This is a genomic window from Mucilaginibacter sp. 3215, assembly GCF_050433785.1.
Taxonomy (GTDB): domain Bacteria; phylum Bacteroidota; class Bacteroidia; order Sphingobacteriales; family Sphingobacteriaceae; genus Mucilaginibacter.
Map to the genome: position 1 here is coordinate 365,887 of NZ_JBNPWO010000003.1, position 19,951 is coordinate 385,837.

The following is a 19,951-nucleotide window of genomic DNA, read 5'->3' on the forward strand; positions in this document are numbered from 1 at the left end:
CTATATATTACATGCTGTATTTCAGACACGTAAAACTATCCGCGAGCCGCCCCTTGTTTTTTTATGAAATTTGCCAATACTGCCCGTATCTTAACATTACTGTTACAATAGCATTAATTTGATATTATATTTATATAAAAAGCCATTAAAACGTTAATATATTGATAGTTAATTCGCAATAACACTAATAAACTTACTGTAAATAATCCGCACGTTAAAAAAACGGATAAAATCCTGCTATCAACTGCAAAATATTATTCAAAATAATTGTGCAAAGCACACTAATTTAGTTGAAAGTTATTCTTACCGTTACACAAACATATCATGCTAATAAAAAAGTGGTTTAAATTGAACTTATGCCTCGTAGCCTGCTTAGCAGGGGCACAAACTATCCAGGCACAATCCTACGTACCCGAATTGAACGATACCCGGGTAAAGATAAAACCGGTAGTTCCGGTTAAAGCCTATTCTTTTAATTTAAAGGACGTTCAATTACTGGAAAGCCCTTTTAAGAAAGCGATGGAGGTTGATGCTGCTTACTTATTATCTATAGAACCAAACAGGCTGCTTTCGGCCTTCCGTTCGCACTCAGGACTTACACCTAAAGGTAAAATGTACGAAGGCTGGGAATCATCAGGTCTGGCTGGCCACACCTTGGGGCATTACCTGTCGGCTATTTCCATGCATTACGCGTCAACCCGCGATCCTGAATTTTTAAAGCGCGTAAATTATATAGTTAAAGAACTTGATGAATGCCAGATAGCCCGTAAAACCGGGTACGTGGGTGCTATCCCTAAAGAAGACACCATTTGGGCAGAAGTTGCCAAGGGCGATATCCGTTCACGGGGTTTCGATTTAAACGGTGGCTGGTCGCCCTGGTATACCGTGCATAAGATTATGGCCGGTTTGCTCGATGCCTATTTATATTGCAATAATGCCGAAGCCTTAAAAGTATGCAAAGGTATGGCCAACTGGACAGGCGAAACCATCAAAAACCTTGATGACGAGAAACTGCAAAAAATGCTGCTGTGTGAATATGGAGGTATGGCAGAAACATTAACTAACCTTTACGCTATCAATGGCGATAAAAAATACCTGGAACTATCGTACAAATTTTATGATAAAAAGATCCTCGATCCGTTATCTCAAAAACAGGATATACTGCCGGGCAAGCATTCAAACACCCAAATCCCTAAGATAATAGCCAGTGCACGCAGATATGAGCTTACCGGCGATAAAAAAGATAAGGCCATAGCCGATTTTTTTTGGGAAACCATTGTTAACCACCATTCCTATGCAACAGGAGGTAACAGCAATTATGAATACCTGAGCGACGCAGACAAGCTTAATGATAAACTAACAGAAAACACTACCGAAACCTGCAATACCTACAACATGCTGAAATTAACCCGGCATTTGTTTGCGGTTGAGCCTTCGGCCATGCTGATGGATTACTACGAGAAAGCGCTGTATAACCACGTCCTCGCCTCGCAAAACCACACTGATGGTATGATGTGCTACTTTGTACCACTGCGTATGGGTGGCACCAAGCATTACAGCACTCCGTTTGATGATTTTACCTGCTGCGTTGGTTCGGGCATGGAAAACCATGTTAAATACAACGAAAGCATTTATTTTAAAGGTGCCGATGGCAGCTTATATGTAAACCTGTTTATACCCTCAGTACTTAACTGGGAATCAAAAGGTTTATCGGTGAAGCAGCAAAGCAGTTTCCCTAATGACGATCACATCACATTTACGGTGAACACCAAAAAGCCGCTTACCATGGCTATCCGCATCCGTAAACCAAAATGGACTGCCAACCCAACCATCAGCATTAACGGAAAAACTCAAAATGCAACAACTGATGATCAAGGATATATTGTGTTACACCGCAAATGGAGCAACAACGATAAAATTGAGTTTGCCACGCCCGAAAAGCTTTATACCGAAGCCATGCCCGATAATGCCAACAGGCGCGCCGTGTTTTACGGCCCGGTATTACTTGCCGGTGTTTTAGGTAATACTGAGCCTGATCCGCTAAAAGGCGTTCCGGTGTTTGTGACAAGCGAAACTGATCCTAACCAATGGCTGCAAATGGTTGATAAAAAACAGTTGAGCTTTCGCACGGTAAATATTTCAAAACCTGAGGAAGTTACTTTGATTCCTTTTAATCAAACCCAAAATCAATACTATTCTGTTTATTGGGACGTATTTACACCACAGGCCTGGATTGTACAGCAAAAAGCTTATGATGAGCAAAGGAAAAAACAACAGGAACTGGAAGCCCGCACCATGGACATTTTACGTGTAGGCGAAATGCAGCCCGAGCGCGATCATAACTTCAGCAGTGAAAACGCCACTACCGGCGAAGATCACCAAAAGAAATGGCGGTCGACAGAGAACGGAGGCTTTCTGCAATACGAAATGAAGGTTGACGCCAATGCACAAAATACGCTGATTAACAGCTACTGGGGCATGGACAACCGCGGCAGAAAATTTGATATCCTAATTGATGGCGTTAAATTGGCTTCTGAAGATTTGAACCAATATAAAGAGAGCCGTTTTTACGATATCAGCTACAACTTGCCTATTGAACTGACAAAAGGCAAACAAAAAGTAACTGTAAAACTGCTGCCGCAAAAAGAAAACAGTGCAGGCCCGGTTTACGGCAGCCGGATGGTTAAAAACTAATTTTAAAAGTAAAAGAACTTGAATATCATGATCAATAAACAAAAGGCCGCCGGTGTGCTTGCCCTTTCATGGGCAGCACTTACAAGCCCGGTATTGGCACAGCAAAAAGATTACCCCATCCAACCGGTTGCCTTTACCAGCGTACACGTGAACGACAACTTCTGGCAGCCCAAGATGGAAGTAAATGCCACCGTTACCATTCCGTATGTACTGGCGCAATGCAAAGCCAATGGGCGTATGGATAACTTTTTACGTGCGGCAAAAAAATTGGATGGCGACAAGTTAAGTGAATTTCCGTTTGATGATACAGACGTATATAAGGCCATTGAAGGTGCATCCTATTCCATGCAGAATAAAAGGAACCCGCAGCTTGATAAATCCATTGATAGCCTTATCTCCATTATCGGCGCGGCCCAGGAGCCGGATGGCTATCTATACACTTTCAGGACTGTTAACGCTAAAAAGCCTCATGAGTGGATAGGTTCCAAACGCTGGGAAAAGGAAGAAGACCTAAGTCATGAGCTATATAACGCAGGCCACCTTTATGAAGCCGCTGTAGCACATTACCAGGCAACCGGTAAGCGCACACTGCTCAACATTGCCATAAAAAATGCTGACCTGCTGGTTAAAACTTTTGGACCGGGCAAAATTGAGGAATATCCGGGCCACCAGATTGTGGAGATCGGCTTATCAAAAATGTACCGGGTTACCGGCAACAAGCAATACCTTGACCTGGCCAAATTCTTTTTAGATGTACGCGGGCCAAAAGGCGATGCTTACAACCAGGCCGATAAAAAAGTGGTTGACCAGCATGAAGCCGAAGGCCACGCGGTAAGGGCTGCTTATATGTACACCGGTATGGCCGATATAGCCGCACTAACAGGTAATACCAAATATCTGGCGGCCATTGACGATATCTGGAGTGATGTAGTAACCAAGAAATTATACATCACCGGCGGCATCGGGGCAACCGGAGCAGGTGAGGCTTTTGGGGAAGCATATCAATTGCCTAATATGTCGGCCTATGCCGAAACCTGCGCGGCTATTGGTAACGTTTACTGGAATAACAGGATGTTTTTGCTGCATGGCGATTCAAAATACATCGACGTGTTGGAACGTACACTTTACAATGGTTTATTATCAGGCGTATCATTAAGCGGTAACAGGTTCTTTTATCCCAACCCGCTCGCTTCCATGTTCCAGCATCAACGAAGCGCATGGATCAGTTGTGCCTGTTGTATCAGCAACATGACCCGCTTTTTACCCTCATTGCCGGGTTACGTTTATGCCAAAAATAAAAACGACCTCTACATTAACCTGTTCATGAGCAACTCAAGTAATATCAAACTTACTGAGGGCAATGTAAACATTGTACAACAAACCGATTACCCCTGGAAAGGCAGGGTTGACATTACCGTTAACCCCGATAAAGCCGGCGAATTTACTTTAAGGGTACGCATTCCGGGCTGGGCAAAACAACAACCTGTACCAGGCGATCTGTATACCTTCATGGATAAGAAGTCTTTCCCGCTTACATTGATGATCAACGGGCAGGCAAAATCATTTGAAACAGAAAAAGGCTACGCCGTGTTAAAACGCACCTGGAAAAAAGGTGATAAGGTTTCACTTTTATTACCGATGGAAACCGAAAAGGTATTGGCCAATCAACAGGTTAAAGATGACCGCGGCAGATTTGCCTTCGAGCGCGGCCCTATTGTTTATTGCCTTGAAGGCCCTGATAATAAGGACAGCCTGGTACAAAACATATTGATTGATAAAAATGCCATCGCCGATGCCAACTATCACGCAGATCTGCTCAATGGCGTTGATGTAATCAGTGCCGAAGGAAAAAGCGCCAAACGCCAGCTAAAAACCGACAGCATTTTACAAACCGACCAGATGGTGAAGGCTATCCCCTACTATGCCTGGGCCAATCGCGGGCCAAGCGAAATGACCGTTTGGATTCCATATGAAGCTTCGGCAGTGCGCCCAAAACCTGCGCCTACCATTGCCAGCACCAGCAAAGTAAGCGCTTCGTTAAAAAATGTACGGATGTTTGCTGCCATAAAAGACCAGTATGAACCTGCCGATTCCAAAGATACCAACTACCCCTACCTGCACTGGTGGCCGGCCAAAAACACCAATGAGTTTGTACAGTATGATTTTGATACTGAACACACCGTTAGTGAATCAAAAGTTTACTGGTACGATGACGGCCCATGGGGTGGCTGCCGCATCCCGGTATCGTACAAAATCCTGTATAAAAAAGATGGCCAGTGGGTTCCGGTGAAAAACACCACACCTTATACCATAAGTAAAGACAGTTTTAACGTGGTTACATTTGAACCGGTTGCCACCACAGCTTTACGGATGGAAATCCAGTTACCGGTCGATAATTCTTCCGGGATCCATGAATGGGCGGTTAAATAACCTCCCGTTATCCATAATAACAGTAAAGCCTTTCCGTTTATGCGAAAGGCTTTACTATTTTAATTACACCGCAACGGAATACTTTAAGTATGAAAAAGCCCATTTTACCTATAAACTTATATTCCCTACATTTGCGGCCTTAAAAAATAAAAAAATGATAAATTTCGAAAAAGTGAAAGAAGTAATCGCAGCAGCTGAAGCTGATGCGGCAAGCTTTTATGAAAAAGGCAACAAAGCTGCCGGTACAAGGTTGCGTAACGCTATGCAACAGTTAAAAGTATTAGCTACGGATATCCGTAAAGAAGTTACTGAAAAGAAAAACGCAGCAGCTTAATCACTGTTAAAAATGTTTTTAGATAAAGCGGGGCTGGTTTTCCATGTACCCGCTTTTTTTTTCGATGCCACTGCCATTTCAATCACTCGCTTGGGTTTTTCCACGCCGGCGAACTGCCTAAAGCACAACAAGGCATAGCAAGTACTACCTACTGCCCGACACACAGGTTTAAAATGTAACGAACCAGAAAGTATTTGTAACAAACTCAAAAGTATTTTCACTCCCGCCGATCTTTCTTTGTAAACCTTCTGAAAAAACATTCATAATCAAAACAACCCGATATGAAACGGAATACATTTGTACGCGCTTTGATGGGCGCTGCCACATTTTTAGCCATTCCATTTGATGGAGTTGCCAATAACCTATTCAAAACCAGGGAAAAGAAAGGCTGTAAAACCGATGCAGGAGCTGATCGCGCTCAAAATCCAATGCACTTATTTGATGGCGATACTTTCTATACCAAAGTTTCAACCAGGGATACTGATGGTGATATGTATGTTTATGAATCAACCCGGGTTAAAAAAGGCGGGCCTAACCTGCATGTACATTATGAACAGGACGAATGGTGGTATATTTTAGAAGGTGAATTTCAAATTAAAGTAGGCGATCAGCTATTTCACACCAAACCCGGCGACAGTGTATTTGGACCGCGGGGCGTTCCGCATACTTTTACTAAAATAGGAGATGGCGCGCCGGCTAAAATGCTGATTACCTTTCAGCCGGCCGGTAAAATGGAAGCGTGTTTCCAGGCACTGAGCGATGGTTTGATGAAAGGTAAATCCGAAGCCGAGCTTGATGCATTCAGAAAGCAACATGGCTTTGAACGTGTAGGCCCCCCGCTTGATTACTATAAAAAGTTTTAGCCGGCCCAACCATCATTTTTACCAAATAATTTATTTCTGATGTTAATTTATATACCTTTTTACTTATCATGAAGTGGCTTGCTTTTAAACAAAAACTGAGCCTGGTTTACTTATGCCTTATACCTTTGGCAGTGGTAGCTATAGGATTTGGGATAGGCCATGTGAGTTATAAAATTTATTTGCCAATCTGGGTTGTTAACGCCTGTTTAATGGTAGCAGCAACGTGGCATTTAGGTGGCTATCAACTCCGAAACAATAACCAGGAGATAAAGAAGCAGGTAATCACAGCTTTATTACTATTTGCACCCTGGCTATTATTTTCCATTTTCGCGGGGATGGGGCCACCTCCTGCAACCTTGCAAGGTTGGGTTAATTCAGCTGCCGAGCAGCAGATCCGGTATACTATACTCATTGCCGGCGGTATTTTATTCGCGCTGGGTTCTGCATTATTGAAAGTAAAATTACAGGCGGCAGGCGAAAATCTATATTCGGTAATGGCCTCGGCAGCGATCAATCTTGCAGTGCCGCTATTTATTATTAATATGGCATTTTGGGGATATTACTTCACAGACGCATTCAGGGTTTTCATAAAATTAGGCGGCACAAAACGTCCTGACTTGCATGGACCGATAAAAAGTTTATTTTATGTGATCAGTATAGCCGAAGTATTACTGATGTACCTTGGCACCGTATTTTTTGCCGTTTCACTTAAAGTCGCCGGGCTTTTTAATCCGGTTGCCTGCCGGTATTATATCATCTTCGGTTTAATCGGCATGGTGCTGGTTTTATTACCATCCTACTGGCCCGAGCCATTCGGCACCGCCGGTTTTCTTGTTGCTATACCCGCCATTCCTTTTATAATGCCATACCTCATTGGTATACACCTGTTAAAGCATGCTAAAGCTGATTAGCTAAATTGTAATATAAAAAAAGGGAGCTGCTACTTTTTCTCTAAAGTAACAGCCCCTTCTTTTTAATTGACTACCCCGACCCTATTTCCCTAAAACATCCAGAATAGGGTGATCAATAGCATTCAATGTATTTTCTGATGGTTTTATCAGTTCAAGTACGGTAATTTCATTGTTACCTTTTTTGAGCCATTCAACCGGCACATACAGGGTTTGCTGAGGACCGCAATTCCAATAGCGGCCTAAGTTGTGTCCGTTGAGCCAAACAATACCCTTACCCCATGTACTCATATCAAGATAGGTATCAGCCAATTTATCAACCTTGAAAACTGTTTTTTTCAATTGCGGTGTGTTGTTAGCTGCAACCTTTTTAATTGCCGGATTTGTTTTCACTTTATTGATATCATCAAAAGGCAGTGAATACATTTTCCAGTTTTTCAGCTCAGTACCGGCAAAAAGTACTTTTTCGGTAATACCCTTTTTGTTTTTAAGCAGATAAGGCCCAAAATTGATGCGGCCAAGGTTTTCAACCAAAATATCCAGTGTCACCTTACCTTTTGGTAAGCTGATCATCAAGCTGTCCTGGTACTTGCACCTGTCGAGTATCCCTACACGTTTACCGTTTACGAAGATCACGCCATAATCACGCAGGTCTTTAAGTTTAAGCAGACCAGATTTGCCGCCGTTAATGGTTGTACGATACAATACAAAACCGTAAGCCTGGTTCAGATCTTCAAAAGTAAGCGGAGTACTGTTGGTCTTTGCGAGCGGCAACACATTAAACAAACTGGTTGATTTAGTAAATTTAATTGCCGGCAGACCCATAGCAGGTTTAGCAGCCGGAACTTCGGGCAGGGTTACGCCTGCCGGAAGGTGTTTACTAATCACCTCTCTAAACTTCATGAACTTGTCGGTAGCGTTACCTGCCTCATCAAGCGGGGCATCATAATCATAACTACTGATTTGCGGTTCATAAGGATTTTGATCATTATAGTTTGCACCGTTCATGAAGCCGCGTGTTGTACCGCCATGAAACATATACATGTTAATGGAGATACCCGCTGCCAATACCGAATCAAGCTTTGGTATAAATTTAGCCGCCGGTACAGTATGATGCGCAGTTCCCCACCAGTCGAACCAGGCCGGGTACCATTCGGCAATAAAATAAGGGCCCTTGCCATTATAATTTTCGCCAATCAATTTTTTAACTTTTGCCACATCATCAACGCCGTTTATAGCAGGCAGCAAGCCCGGTAAATGACCATCCTTTATAGCCGGTTCAGGATCGCAGGTGTAAAGCTGGCCATCAAAACCGGCGTCTATAAACATTTTGCGGTTAAGGGCCAGGTAATCTTTATCGCTTCCGTACGAGCCGTATTCATTCTCTATCTGTACCATTAAAATATTGCCGCCGTGGTTCACCAGCAGGGGTGACAGCTGCTTACCTACCTGGGTAAGATATTTTTTATAAGCTTCCAGGTATTTAGGCTCCTTGCTGCGTACCACTAAGCCCTGCTCTTTTTCAAGCCAGTATGGGTAGCCGCCAAACTCCCATTCGGCGCAAACGTACGGGCTTGGGCGCAGTATCACCCAAAGGCCTTCCTCCTTTGCTATTTTAACAAACTCAGCAATATCATGATTGCCTGTAAAATCATAATGCCCTTTTTGTGGTTCGTGAACATTCCAGAAAACATAGGTACCAATAGTATTTAAACCCATTGCTTTGGCCATTTTCATACGCTGGCGCCAGGCCTCGCGCGGAACGCGGGTATAGTGCATTTCGCCTGAAATGATCTGCAGCGGTTTACCATCAAGCAGAAATGTGGTATCGCCAAGAGCAAAAGTATGCTTGGCATTTTGCGCCTGCAGCTTTGCGGATGCAAACAGGATAACAAAGAGGAACAGTAGTTTTATAAGTTTCATAAATGGAAAAAATGCAGGGTTTTAGTTTTTATTTGTATAAGGGGGTTGACTATTTTACGGTTAATGTTATAGTTGACGATTTAAGATTACTGGCACTAAACTGAACCTGTACAACGCCAGGTTTACCTGTAGTTTGCACATAGGCCAATAAACGCCCATGCAATGCTTTACGTTTATTTGATTGGTAGCTTTCATGGCTGCTGTTGCTGCCACTTTCAAGGCCTAATAGTTTAGCCGTGCCGTTAATTGTTACTGTTATCTCATCGGTAGCAGTAAATACAGGGATGCCGTTTTTATCGGTAATGTAAACCTCAATTTGGCTCAAGCCTTTTGTGTTATAGCTAAATAGGGTATTATCAGCTACCGCTTTAAGTTGATAAGCATCGCCGGCTGTTTTTATATTGTTAGTGCATACTTCAATGCCGTTGTTGTAACCTTTAACAACAAGCTCGCCGGGCTCATAGTCAACCTGCCATGATGGAACTTGCCCTCTTACAGTGGCACGTGTTTGTCTACCAAGGGATTTGCCGTTCAGGAACAATTCTGTTTCCTGGCAATTGGTAAAGCAATCAACTTTTACTTTACTGCCAGATTGCCAATTCCAAACAGGCTCGGCAGTACGGTGGCTCCAGATCCCTTTGTCATCGGTCCCGGTTATAGGGCGTGCACCTATATAAGCCATGGGCTTGTCCGACCAAAGACTTTGCCTGAAGAAATATTCCGGCTTTTTAAAGCCGGCCAGGTCAATAAGTCCTGCTCCATTGCTACGCTGTGGCCATTTGCCGGCCTCACCCAGGTAATCTATGCCAGTCCACAGGTATTGGGCCGAAATATATTCGTTACTGTCAACAGCGTTCCAGGCTTGTTTTTGCATGCCGTTCTCACTGCCGTAAATGATACGGTTGGGATATTTTTCATGATCTTCAGGATACCTATATTCCTGGTAATTATAGCCCACAACATCCAATACATCAGGGTAGCCGACTTCGTTCGACATCACCACACCGGCCAGCGCGGCCGTTACCGGGCGGGTTTGATCAACGGCTTTTACAGCTTTAACTAATTGTTTGGCTATCGGTGTTAGCCCGCTTGCCGCTGGATGATCAGGCAGGTAGCCCTTACCATAGATCTGCGGGTTGCGGCCCGTGTTTAACACCTCATGGGTATATGGGTCGTTGGGGTAATCTATTTCGTTACCAATGCTCCACATAATGATAGATGGATGGTTACGCGCTCGCAGTACCATATCAGCTACATCCCGGTCTGCCCATTCTTTAAAATATTCGTGGTATCCGTTTTTGGATGGCGTACCAACATTCCAGCCTGCCACCCATTTGTTTTTACCAACCTCCCATTCGTCAAAAGCTTCGTCCATTACTAAAAAGCCCATCTTATCGCACAAATCGTACAGATAATCGGCATGGGGGTTATGGCTTAACCTGAGCGAGTTTACTCCTGCATCCTTCAATAATTTCAACCTGCGTACCCAAACCTCCTGCGGAACGGCTACACCCAGGGCACCGGCATCATCATGAATACATACGCCTTTAAGTTTGGTGCTTTTATCATTTAAAAAGAAACCCTTATCCCTATCGAAACGGATACTGCGGATCCCTACAGATTGCGTTACCTCATCAAATGCCCTACCACTGCGGTTAAGAGAAATCTTCAGCTTATAAAGATTAGGCTCTTCGGTATCCCATAGTTTGGGGGACGATAATTCTTTCTCAAACTCAACCTCGTGTACTCCCGGTTTTGCTTTTATTTGTTTTTGGAGGGCAATAGCCGCTTTTCCTTTCCCATCAAGCAGGTTTACTTTCACTAATACAGAAGCATCAACCTTGTCGCTGTTGGTAACACTCACCTTAACTTTTACGGTAGCTTTCTCTGCCGAAACATCGGGCGTTGTAAATGCTACATCCCAGGGAGCAATGTGTACAGGATCTTTAACTATCAGGTATACATTACGATAAATACCCGAGCCGGTATACCACCTTGAATCAGCGAACTCGCTGTGATCTACCCTTACAGCTATCGTATTTTTTTCAGTTAAATTTAGATACTTGGTCAGCTCATACTGAAATGAAATAAAACCATTTGGGCGCTTGCCCAGCGAATGCCCATTGATCCAAACTTCGCTGTTTTTATATACCCCATCAAAATAAATATATACCTGCTTTCCTTTCCAGGCCGCATTCCCAGCGAAAGTCTTTTTATACCAGCCAATCCCACCGGGCAAATAACCGGTAGCACTTGCCCATTCATCGCTAAAAGGCCCTTCAATACTCCAGTCATGCGGCAGATCGACAGTTCTCCATTGCGTTTCGGTAGCGATCCCGCTGATCCCCGTACTGATGTCGCCCTTATGAAAGCCCCAGGCCGAATTAAACAATGCAGGTTTGCCTATACCCTGTGCTTTAAGCAAGCCGGGCAGTAATGCCATACTGATTAAAAGAAGAAATGAATAGGTTTTATTTTTCATTACGATAGAAATAAAAATGCTACTTGACGGTACCCGTTAAGGTGACGATGGAACGGGCAGGGATAACATTTTTACCCCCTGTTATTTTAGATGCTTTAAGCTCATCAACCTGCGACGTTAAATAGGATGATGTAAACTGAACTTTAGCATTATCTATACGAAATGCCGCGCTTACCTCATTAGCACCCTGGTTAATTATAACCACGGTTAAGTTTTTTCCATTTTTAAATGCCGATACCAGCAAGGGTTTTCCCTCGGATGCTGATGAAACTTCGGCATCAACCCTCACATCTCCGGGTTTAACAAATCTGCTGTAGTTACCCATGGCCCAAAGCATTTTACTGCCGTAAAAATTGCCGTCGGTTTTATTTTTGTCGATGTAGATGAGGCCATCCTTATAATCATAGGCCGAAATAGCTGTCCACCATTGCCAGGCCGACGCGTTGGCCGCTGTAAGATCGGTATGAATCACCGATGCTAAATATAGCGCGGCATCAATACCCAGGTCACGCTTGTTACCGTCTATCTCACCCGCATTATCGCCTAAGATGCAATACTCCGATTGCCAGAAATCAAGACCATTAATAGTCGCAATACTATCGGCCAATGCCCTGCGAGCTTTTACTGACGATGTCATTGGCGACGTAGTGAAATAGCTGTGCGCCGCGATACTTTTGGTTACAGAAGGCAGGTCGCCTATGTAATTGGCCGATCCCGGCTTGAAAAAATCGGTTATCTGGCTGCCTTTACCCGGCTTATCACCTTTAGTAAATAAATAGTTGATGCTCCCGGCCTCGCCAACCAAAATTTTCGAGCTAATCTTATTATTGATAAATTCTTTATTAATGGCCTGTATCAATCCTGCTACCTCGGCATTATGATATGGGGCTCCCTCCTGCCCTCCGTCGCTCCAATCCCACTGAGGTTCGTTTACCGGGCTTATGTAATCAAATTTTACTTTGCTTACCTGCTCAACTCCCTTTACAACTTTAGCCAGGAACACGGCATAAGCATCATATTTATCGGGTGCTATATTAACTTTGCCTCCACTGGCGTACGCTTTTCCGTTAATGGTAAACTGCACCGGCGGACTATTATTAAAACCTAAAAATTGTTTAACCCCGCGCTTTTTGGCAGCCTCAAGAAACCACAATTGCCCGGCCTGGTTTTGCCAGTTATAGCTGCCGTCGTTATTTAAAAATGATTCGGCACGACGCCATTCGTCTTTAATGCCGCTTTCGTTCCCCTGCTGTGTACTACCTGCGCCAATATTAAACCTCCATAACGATAAGCCTATCCCCTTTGGCGAGCCATCGGCATTGTTATCCCGACTAAAAAGCAGGTCGGCAATTTTATTGCGCTTCTCATCGGGCCAGTTACCCACAAACTGGCATGACCACGCGTCCGAAGCACCAAAATTGCTGATGGTTTGATACGTTTTTAAAAAATTGATATCAATAGTAACTTCTTTATTCTGACTGCTTGCAAAAGGAATATTAAGCCCCAAAGCGGTGGCAGCCAGCATTATTGTTTTTATGGTAGTTTTTATTATCATCACATTTAAATCAACAAATAAAACAGCACTAAACAGTGCTGTTTTATTGCAATATTATTGTTGCACTATTTGCCATTGCTGGTTAGTAGCGCCGCTATAAGGCCACTGAATGATGCCTGCACCATTTGTGGTTGAAGCACCGTTAACATCAAGCGCAAGCCCGCTGTTACGGTTAATTACTTTATAAATACCATCGCTGGTTGCGGTAAGCTGCCATTGCTGGTTGTTGCCTCCGTTCCAGGGCCATTGTATAATACCCGCGCCATTGGCTGTTGAACTCATGTTCACATCAAGCGCCTGTGTGCTGTTACGGTTAGTTATTTTGTAATAGCCACCGCCGTTATTTGTGATAACCCATTGCTGATTATTGCCGCCGTTTTGAGGCCATTGTATGATGCCCGCGCCGTTGGTGGTTGAGCCGCCGTTAACGTCAAGCGCCTGGCCGCTGTTAATATTTAAAAACCTGTAGTAAGCGCCTGTGTAAAAAGTGTCGGTACCGCCTGCGCCTACTCCCCAGGCATATTTGATCCGGCTTAAGCCCGATGCATTTGTTGTTGATACGGTAAGGCTGGTGCCAGTCCCGTTTAGTTGTTGAATAGCATAGCTATCGCCCGTACGTACGCCAGGCCAGTAAACTGCTCCCATGCCATAAGCGCGCGCCTGATTGGTTAAGCCCTGCAGATATGCTATTTCCTGGTCACCGCCTATAGCACCGGTATAATTTTTCCCACCCGTCATCGGGATCCCAAACTCGGTAAGTACCGCGCGGCTGCTGTAAGCGCCGATGTTGCCTTTCAAACGGTTTTCCCATTGCAGCGCGGTTGTAAGTGTGCCATTGCTGAAAAAGGTATAATCATGTATCGACAATAAACAACCTGAAAAACGACTGTCGGCTCCAACGCCGGTAATGTCCTGCGAATAGGAAGTACCGCTGATCAGGATCCTGCCCTGCGGAACAGAAGGATAATTACTTAACCACTGGGCGCAAATGGTTGTCCAGTCGGTTAGCGTGTAGCCATGCGGCTCGTTAAATATTTCAAAGTACACGTGGGCATTGCTGCCGTATTTGGTAACAATGGTTTGCCACATCGACCAAAATTCGGTCGTGTTATCTATCTTCCCATCTTCGGATGATTTGGCTTCCCAATAACCCAGTATCACGTTCATCCCTTTGCTCAGTGCCTTATCAATAACACCGGTGTATGAGTTCCACCAGGTTTGTGATACGGTTGAATAGTTTACAGGTAGTCTTAGCGTGTTGGCCCCTGTATTGGTTTGGATCCCTGTTAATACAGCATCGGCTTTGGCTGATACCGTTGCATAACTATCGGCAGATGTTAAACCACTTAATACAAGGATTCCATCACTAAAATTGTCCCCATCGGCAGCCCAGTTCACGCCCTTCAGCGCGCTTGCCGGTGTTGAATCTGTAGTTACTGTTTTATCTCCTGTTTTTACTTCATCCTGGTTTGATGATTTTTTTACTGATACGATATCCTTTTTACACCCGGCCGCCAAACAACACATCGCTAATAATGCAATACTCAAGTTCTTCATAATTTGTTATAGGTTAGAATTGGGAGAAAAAAGGGGGAAGAAAGAAGCTCTTCCCCCGGAATATTTTGTTAGTAACCAGCGTTTTGTTGCAATTGGCCACCAGACGCCTGGATCTCGGCCCTTGGTATCGGCAACCAGTAATGTTTGGTTGCAAAAGAACGGCCATCCAAGGCTACTTTTGGTGTATAAGCAAAGCTGCCATCAGCGTTTTTGGTGATGATCACCCCACCCGCCGGTTTATTTTCGGTAACATCAGCAATTTTCCAGCGGCGTACATCGTAAAAACGGTGTTCTTCAAATGCCAGCTCAACACGACGCTCGTAACGTACGGCATCACGCATCTGTGATTGCGACATACCTGAAGCCAAAGCCGGCATATTAACACTTGGACGAGAACGGATCAGATTAATCGCTGTACGTGCAGATAAGGTTGAACCCGAAGGGATCACATCCGGTCCGTAAGCTTCGTTAGCCGCTTCAGCAAAGTTCAACAGGATCTCAGCATAACGGAAATAGATCCATGGCTGGAAGCCCGCGTTACCCCACGGATTTTGAAGCGGATATGCATCATTCATATATTTTTTGAGGTAATAACCTGTTTTGGTAGTATTCCAGTTATCTGCTCCGTCTTTGCTATCCTTACCACCTGGAATAAAAGATTCAATAGCCCGGCCCCTGTACATCGCACCATTGTATAATACAGTAGCTGCAAACCTTGGGTCGCGGTGGTCATAAGGGTGTGTCGGATCATAACCTGATGTTGGATCGGTAATAGCTTTACCATTATCCATTTCGTAATCATCAACCAAATTTTGCAGCGGTGTATTACCTGCCCAGCCGCCATAGCCGTTCGGCCCGTTGGCTATTTCAAGGTGCGTATGGTTTGCATTTTTAGTATATAAACGTTCAAAAATGGTTTCGTTGGTTTCGTTAACTAAAAACAGATTACTATAGCCACCAGTGTAGATACCATATTTATTCAAACTGATAACCGCCTGTGCGGCGGTAACAGCATCGGCCCAGGTGCCAGCAGTATATAATGGGCTTGCAGCATATAATTTTAATCTTGATTTTAAAGCCAGCGCTGCACCTTTTGTGGCACGACCCAAAAGCCAGCTACCATCATTGTTCAACGGCAATTTTGAAGCTGCGTCATCAAGCTGAGCAGTAGTGTAATCGATACTCTCTTTGATTGAAGCGCGTTTAAATAGCGATGGATCCTGCAAATTATCGGTAAGCTGGGTAACCTTATCGCCTATCAAAACAACACCACCGTAGTTACGAATCAAATCCTGGTAACGGAAGGCCCTGATAAATTTAAGCTCACCTTCAATAAGTGTTTTATGTCCGGCACTCATTGCTATTTTCGGCAATATACTCAAAGCATAGTTACATTCTCTGATACTACGGTAGCTGCGGGCCCAAAGTACACCTGCACCACCTAAGTTTTCGGGAGCAAGCTGACCTCTTTGAATAAGCCAGGTAGCATCATCATTATTATAGATCGATTCATCGGTTAAAGAGCTCCACATACTGTACTCAAAACCGCGGCCAAAACCAGGGTTTGATCCGTCACCTTCCTTGTCCTGAAGCTTAGCGCCGATATAGCGATTAGTTACATAAGCCTCAAACACGGCTGTATCCGATTCAATGGCAGATGTAGCAATCCTGTCGGTAGGTTGTACATCTAAAAGGCTCTTTTTACATGCCGTAAAGCCCATCATACCGCATACCATTAAATATAGCGGGGTTTTATATTGTAGTTTCATGTCGTCTGATTAAAATTTCACGTTAACACCTAAGTTCAAAATTCTCTGCTGCGGATAAAATTGTCCGCTGCCACTGGTTCCTTCGGGATCATAATCCTTCACTTTGGTAATGGTAAACAGGTTAAATGCACTTGCATAGACCCTTAAACCTCCAATTTTAAGTTTCGACAGGAAAGGTGCGTTGAAATTGTAGCCTAACTGCACATTCTTTAACCTCAGGAACGAGGCATCATTAAGCCAGAAGGTATTGTTATATAACCCCCCACTGATGGCGTTTGATGCACGGTCGGTTACACGCGGATAGGTTCCGTTAGTGTTCGTAGCACTAAACCTGTTATCGGCCCAGCTGCTGTAGAAGTTACCTATGCTACCTGCCTCAGGCAAAACATACTGGCTAACCTGTGCCTGGCCTGCAAACAATACTGCAAGGTCAAACCCTTTGTATGCTGCGTTAAGGCTAAAGCCATAGGTGATTTGCGGAATATTACCGTATTTGGTACGGGTTTGGTCATCAGCAGTGATTTTGCCGTCGTTGTTGTAATCCAGATATTTCAGATCACCTACTTTGGCTCCGGTTACATGCGGATAAGCATCAAGATCTGCCTGGGTACGGAAGATACCAATGGCATCATAAAGCAGTGAAGTACCCAATGGCCGACCAGTTTGGCGCTGATAACTTAAAGTACCGCTGGCTTCGTCAATAAAAATGATCTTACTTTTAGCGTAGGTAATATTACCGCTCACACCCCAGCTAAATTCATGGCCGGTATGGTTATAGCCCAACGTAGCTTCAAAACCGTTGCTGTTTACTTTACCAATGTTTTCAGATGGCACTAATGGGTCGGAACCGTAAGGGTTTACGATACCTGATGTACCTGGCAATGATGCATTCCTGGCAGCAAGGATATCAGACCTTTTTTGCTGGAAATAGATAGCTTCAATTGTGAAGTTATGTAAAAACGTAGCGTTGATACCGATATCCAGTTTCTTTGCAACTTCCCAGGTAATGTTAGGATTTGCAAGCTTTACCAGGTTTACGTTTGGCTGAATAGTATTTGAGCCGCTGCCCGGAGCACTGGCTACAAAGCCATTATTAACGAGCACATAGTTATCAAAATACTGGAAACCGTTCACGTTATCATTACCCAGCGAACCGTAAGAGGCCCTCAGTTTCAAATCATCGATAAAGGTAACGCTGTTTTTGAAAAAGTTTTCTTTCGAAATTCTCCATCCAACTGAAGCTGACGGGAAGTAGCCCCATTGTTTTCCTGATGGAAATATCGAGCTACCATCTGCACGTAACTGGCCTTCAAACAAATATTTTTCGTCATAAGCATAAGCTAAACGGCTGATCACACTGCGACGGTTGTAGTTTGAACTGTAGCCCGAGTTAAGGTAATCAGTAGCTGCGCTACCACCTTGTGAAAGTTCGGGCAGTTGTGATGAAAGATAATTATAACGCGTAGCATCAAAATACTCAAGGTGATTTTTACTTTGCTCATAACCAACAAAGGCATTGATATCATGCAAACCAAATTTCCTCACATAATTCAACTTTATATTTGAGGTAATAAGCGATTGATTATTTTGCGATTCGAACAATGTTGGCTTGCTGTTATTACCACCAACAACTACCGGAGTATATACTTTTGTAGTTGAGTTATAACTGTAAAGATTATACGGCTTACTGAAGTTTTTATCAAAAGCATTAGACTTATCTACTGAAAAGAAACCATCTAATGAAAGGCCTTCGATACCCGGAATGGAGTAGCTGCCTCTCAAAATGCCATTGAAAACCTGTGTTGGATTATTGTTGATACCACCAATATCGGTTACCTGCACTGCAGGGTTATTATTTTCGATACCTGTTGTTGGCAACCCGTTAGGATAATATGCTGCTACAATAGGTTTAGCCCTGTACACAGAACGGAAAAGATCACCGGCACCTGTTACCGGGAACTGCCTGTCTTCCTGGCGGCCAGATAATGATAAACCTACCTTTAAGCGCTTGGTAACATTTGCGTCAATGTTTGAGCGGAAATTATATTGGTGATACTTGGTAACACCGCTTTTGTAAATACCATCCTGGTAAAGTGTACCTAATGATACAAAGTATTTTACATCCTCGCCGCCGCCAGAAACCGAAAGACTATGTTGGTTTTGCAATGCCGAACCTTTAAGCGTTTGCTTTTCCCAATCAGTATTTGGATAGTTTAACGGGTCTGATCCGTCCTTGAATTTCTGGATCTGATCGGCAGTGTAAGACTGGTTCGGGCCACCGTTCGGATTTGAATCGAGGTTAATCTCGTTCATGATCTGAGCATAAGTTGCTGCATCAGCCATTTTTGGCAAACGGGTTGGTGAAGCAAAGCCCTGGTTGAAGCTGTAATTGATGGTCGGCTTACCGCTTTTACCACGCTTGGTGGTGATGAGGATAACACCGTTTGCAGCACGGTTACCGTAAATAGCAGCCGACGCATCCTTCAATACCGACATGCTTTCGATATCGTTCGGATCAAGCCTTTCCAAACCACCTATTTGGCCCGGGATACCGTCAACTACGATAAGTACGTTGTTGCTACCGGTTGTTGCCAAACCACGTACGGTAATATTTGAACCGTCATAACCAGGCTCACCGCTGCGATTATTAACAATAACGCCCGAGAAACGACCGGCGATTGAGTTAGATAAGTTAGGTTGAGGGCTTTTTACCAGTTCGGCACCTTTTACCTGCGAAATGGAACCTGTTAAGGTTGCCTTTTTCTGAGTACCGTAACCTACAACTACCACCTCATTCAATGATTTTGAGTCGGCTGTTAATTGTACATTGATTATAGTTTGTCCGTTAAGAACAACCTCCTGAGATGTGTAGCCAATGTAGCTAAACACCAGTGTGCCCGATGAAGCGTTTGGAACATTAAGGCTAAAGTTACCTTTAATATCGGTCACCACGCCGGTTGAAGTCCCTTTTAAGGATACACTTACACCTGGTAATGTTTCACCTTTTTCGTCGGTTACTTTACCGCTAATTCTGGCATCAGGTAAGCGCTGCTCATTAATGGTACTCGCAAAAGCCATTACCGGCATTTGGACTGTAGCGAAACAAGCAACGGCCATGCTGGCCGCAACTACGAAAAAGCGGGGTGATCTTTTCCGATGGGGAGAATCCTTTTCGAGTAAATTTGGTTTCATATGGTTTTAAAAAATTGGTTTTTTAATCGGCTTAAACCTTGCAAAGCGAGGCGCATAAAAACAAGGAAGTGGATTCGGCATCGATAAACTACCGTCCCATTTTGACCTTATTATTTATACACAGTACAAAAGTTTGGTTTAAACCTTGGTTATTGGTAGGGCTAAATTGCGTTTTAAAGCAAAAATGAGTGAGGGGTAAATTCTGAATAAGACAGGGGGTATTTCATAAAAAAGCGCTTAAAAA

General features: G+C 43.9%; 11 protein-coding genes. 5 read left to right on the forward strand and 6 right to left on the reverse strand.

The genetic code is table 11. The features are described 5' to 3' along the window. Nucleotides 1–324: 324 nt before the first annotated feature. From ABIC84_RS08015 to ABIC84_RS08035, 5 genes are all read left to right on the forward strand, one after another. The gene (locus ABIC84_RS08015) at nt 325–2,694 is read left to right on the forward strand and encodes a beta-L-arabinofuranosidase domain-containing protein (protein WP_429263234.1); all 2,370 of its coding nucleotides are present in this window, start codon (nt 325–327) and stop codon (nt 2,692–2,694) included. Nucleotides 2,695–2,721: 27 nt separating this feature from the next. Next, nucleotides 2,722–5,124, forward strand: a complete 2,403-nt coding sequence (locus ABIC84_RS08020) for a glycoside hydrolase family 127 protein (protein ID WP_429263235.1) — start codon at nt 2,722–2,724, stop codon at nt 5,122–5,124. 154 nt (nt 5,125–5,278) lie between these two features. Beyond that, on the forward strand, nt 5,279–5,458 hold the full coding sequence (locus ABIC84_RS08025; protein ID WP_090532015.1) for a histone H1: 180 nt from the start codon (nt 5,279–5,281) through the stop codon (nt 5,456–5,458). A 281-nt stretch (nt 5,459–5,739) separates the two neighbouring features. Further along, nucleotides 5,740–6,321: a cupin domain-containing protein gene (locus tag ABIC84_RS08030; RefSeq protein ID WP_429263236.1), complete on the forward strand. Its 582-nt coding sequence runs from the start codon at nt 5,740–5,742 to the stop codon at nt 6,319–6,321. A 68-nt stretch (nt 6,322–6,389) separates the two neighbouring features. Beyond that, complete coding sequence (locus ABIC84_RS08035; RefSeq protein ID WP_426581080.1) at nt 6,390–7,232, forward strand: hypothetical protein; 843 nt, start codon at nt 6,390–6,392, stop codon at nt 7,230–7,232. A gap of 81 nt (nt 7,233–7,313) precedes the next feature. On the opposite strand, the gene ABIC84_RS08040 is transcribed toward ABIC84_RS08035, so the two are convergent. The 6 genes from ABIC84_RS08040 to ABIC84_RS08065 all read right to left on the reverse strand — a co-directional run bounded on the left by ABIC84_RS08040 (nt 7,314) and on the right by ABIC84_RS08065 (nt 19,707). Continuing rightward, nucleotides 7,314–9,152: a beta-galactosidase gene (locus tag ABIC84_RS08040; RefSeq protein WP_429263237.1), complete on the reverse strand. Its 1,839-nt coding sequence runs from the start codon at nt 9,150–9,152 to the stop codon at nt 7,314–7,316. A 49-nt stretch (nt 9,153–9,201) separates the two neighbouring features. Then, entirely contained in the window at nt 9,202–11,634 is a 2,433-nt protein-coding gene (locus tag ABIC84_RS08045) for a glycoside hydrolase family 2 TIM barrel-domain containing protein (protein WP_429263238.1), read from the reverse strand. 19 nt (nt 11,635–11,653) lie between these two features. Continuing rightward, complete coding sequence (locus ABIC84_RS08050) at nt 11,654–13,159, reverse strand: glycoside hydrolase (RefSeq protein ID WP_429263239.1); 1,506 nt, start codon at nt 13,157–13,159, stop codon at nt 11,654–11,656. A gap of 84 nt (nt 13,160–13,243) precedes the next feature. Next, nucleotides 13,244–14,746 carry an RICIN domain-containing protein gene (locus ABIC84_RS08055; protein WP_429263240.1) on the reverse strand — a complete coding sequence of 501 codons (1,503 nt, stop codon included), beginning with the start codon at nt 14,744–14,746 and terminating at the stop codon, nt 13,244–13,246. 68 nt (nt 14,747–14,814) lie between these two features. Next, entirely contained in the window at nt 14,815–16,515 is a 1,701-nt protein-coding gene (locus ABIC84_RS08060; protein ID WP_429263241.1) for a RagB/SusD family nutrient uptake outer membrane protein, read from the reverse strand. Nucleotides 16,516–16,524: 9 nt separating this feature from the next. Further along, entirely contained in the window at nt 16,525–19,707 is a 3,183-nt protein-coding gene (locus tag ABIC84_RS08065; protein ID WP_429263242.1) for a SusC/RagA family TonB-linked outer membrane protein, read from the reverse strand. Nucleotides 19,708–19,951 lie beyond the last annotated feature (244 nt).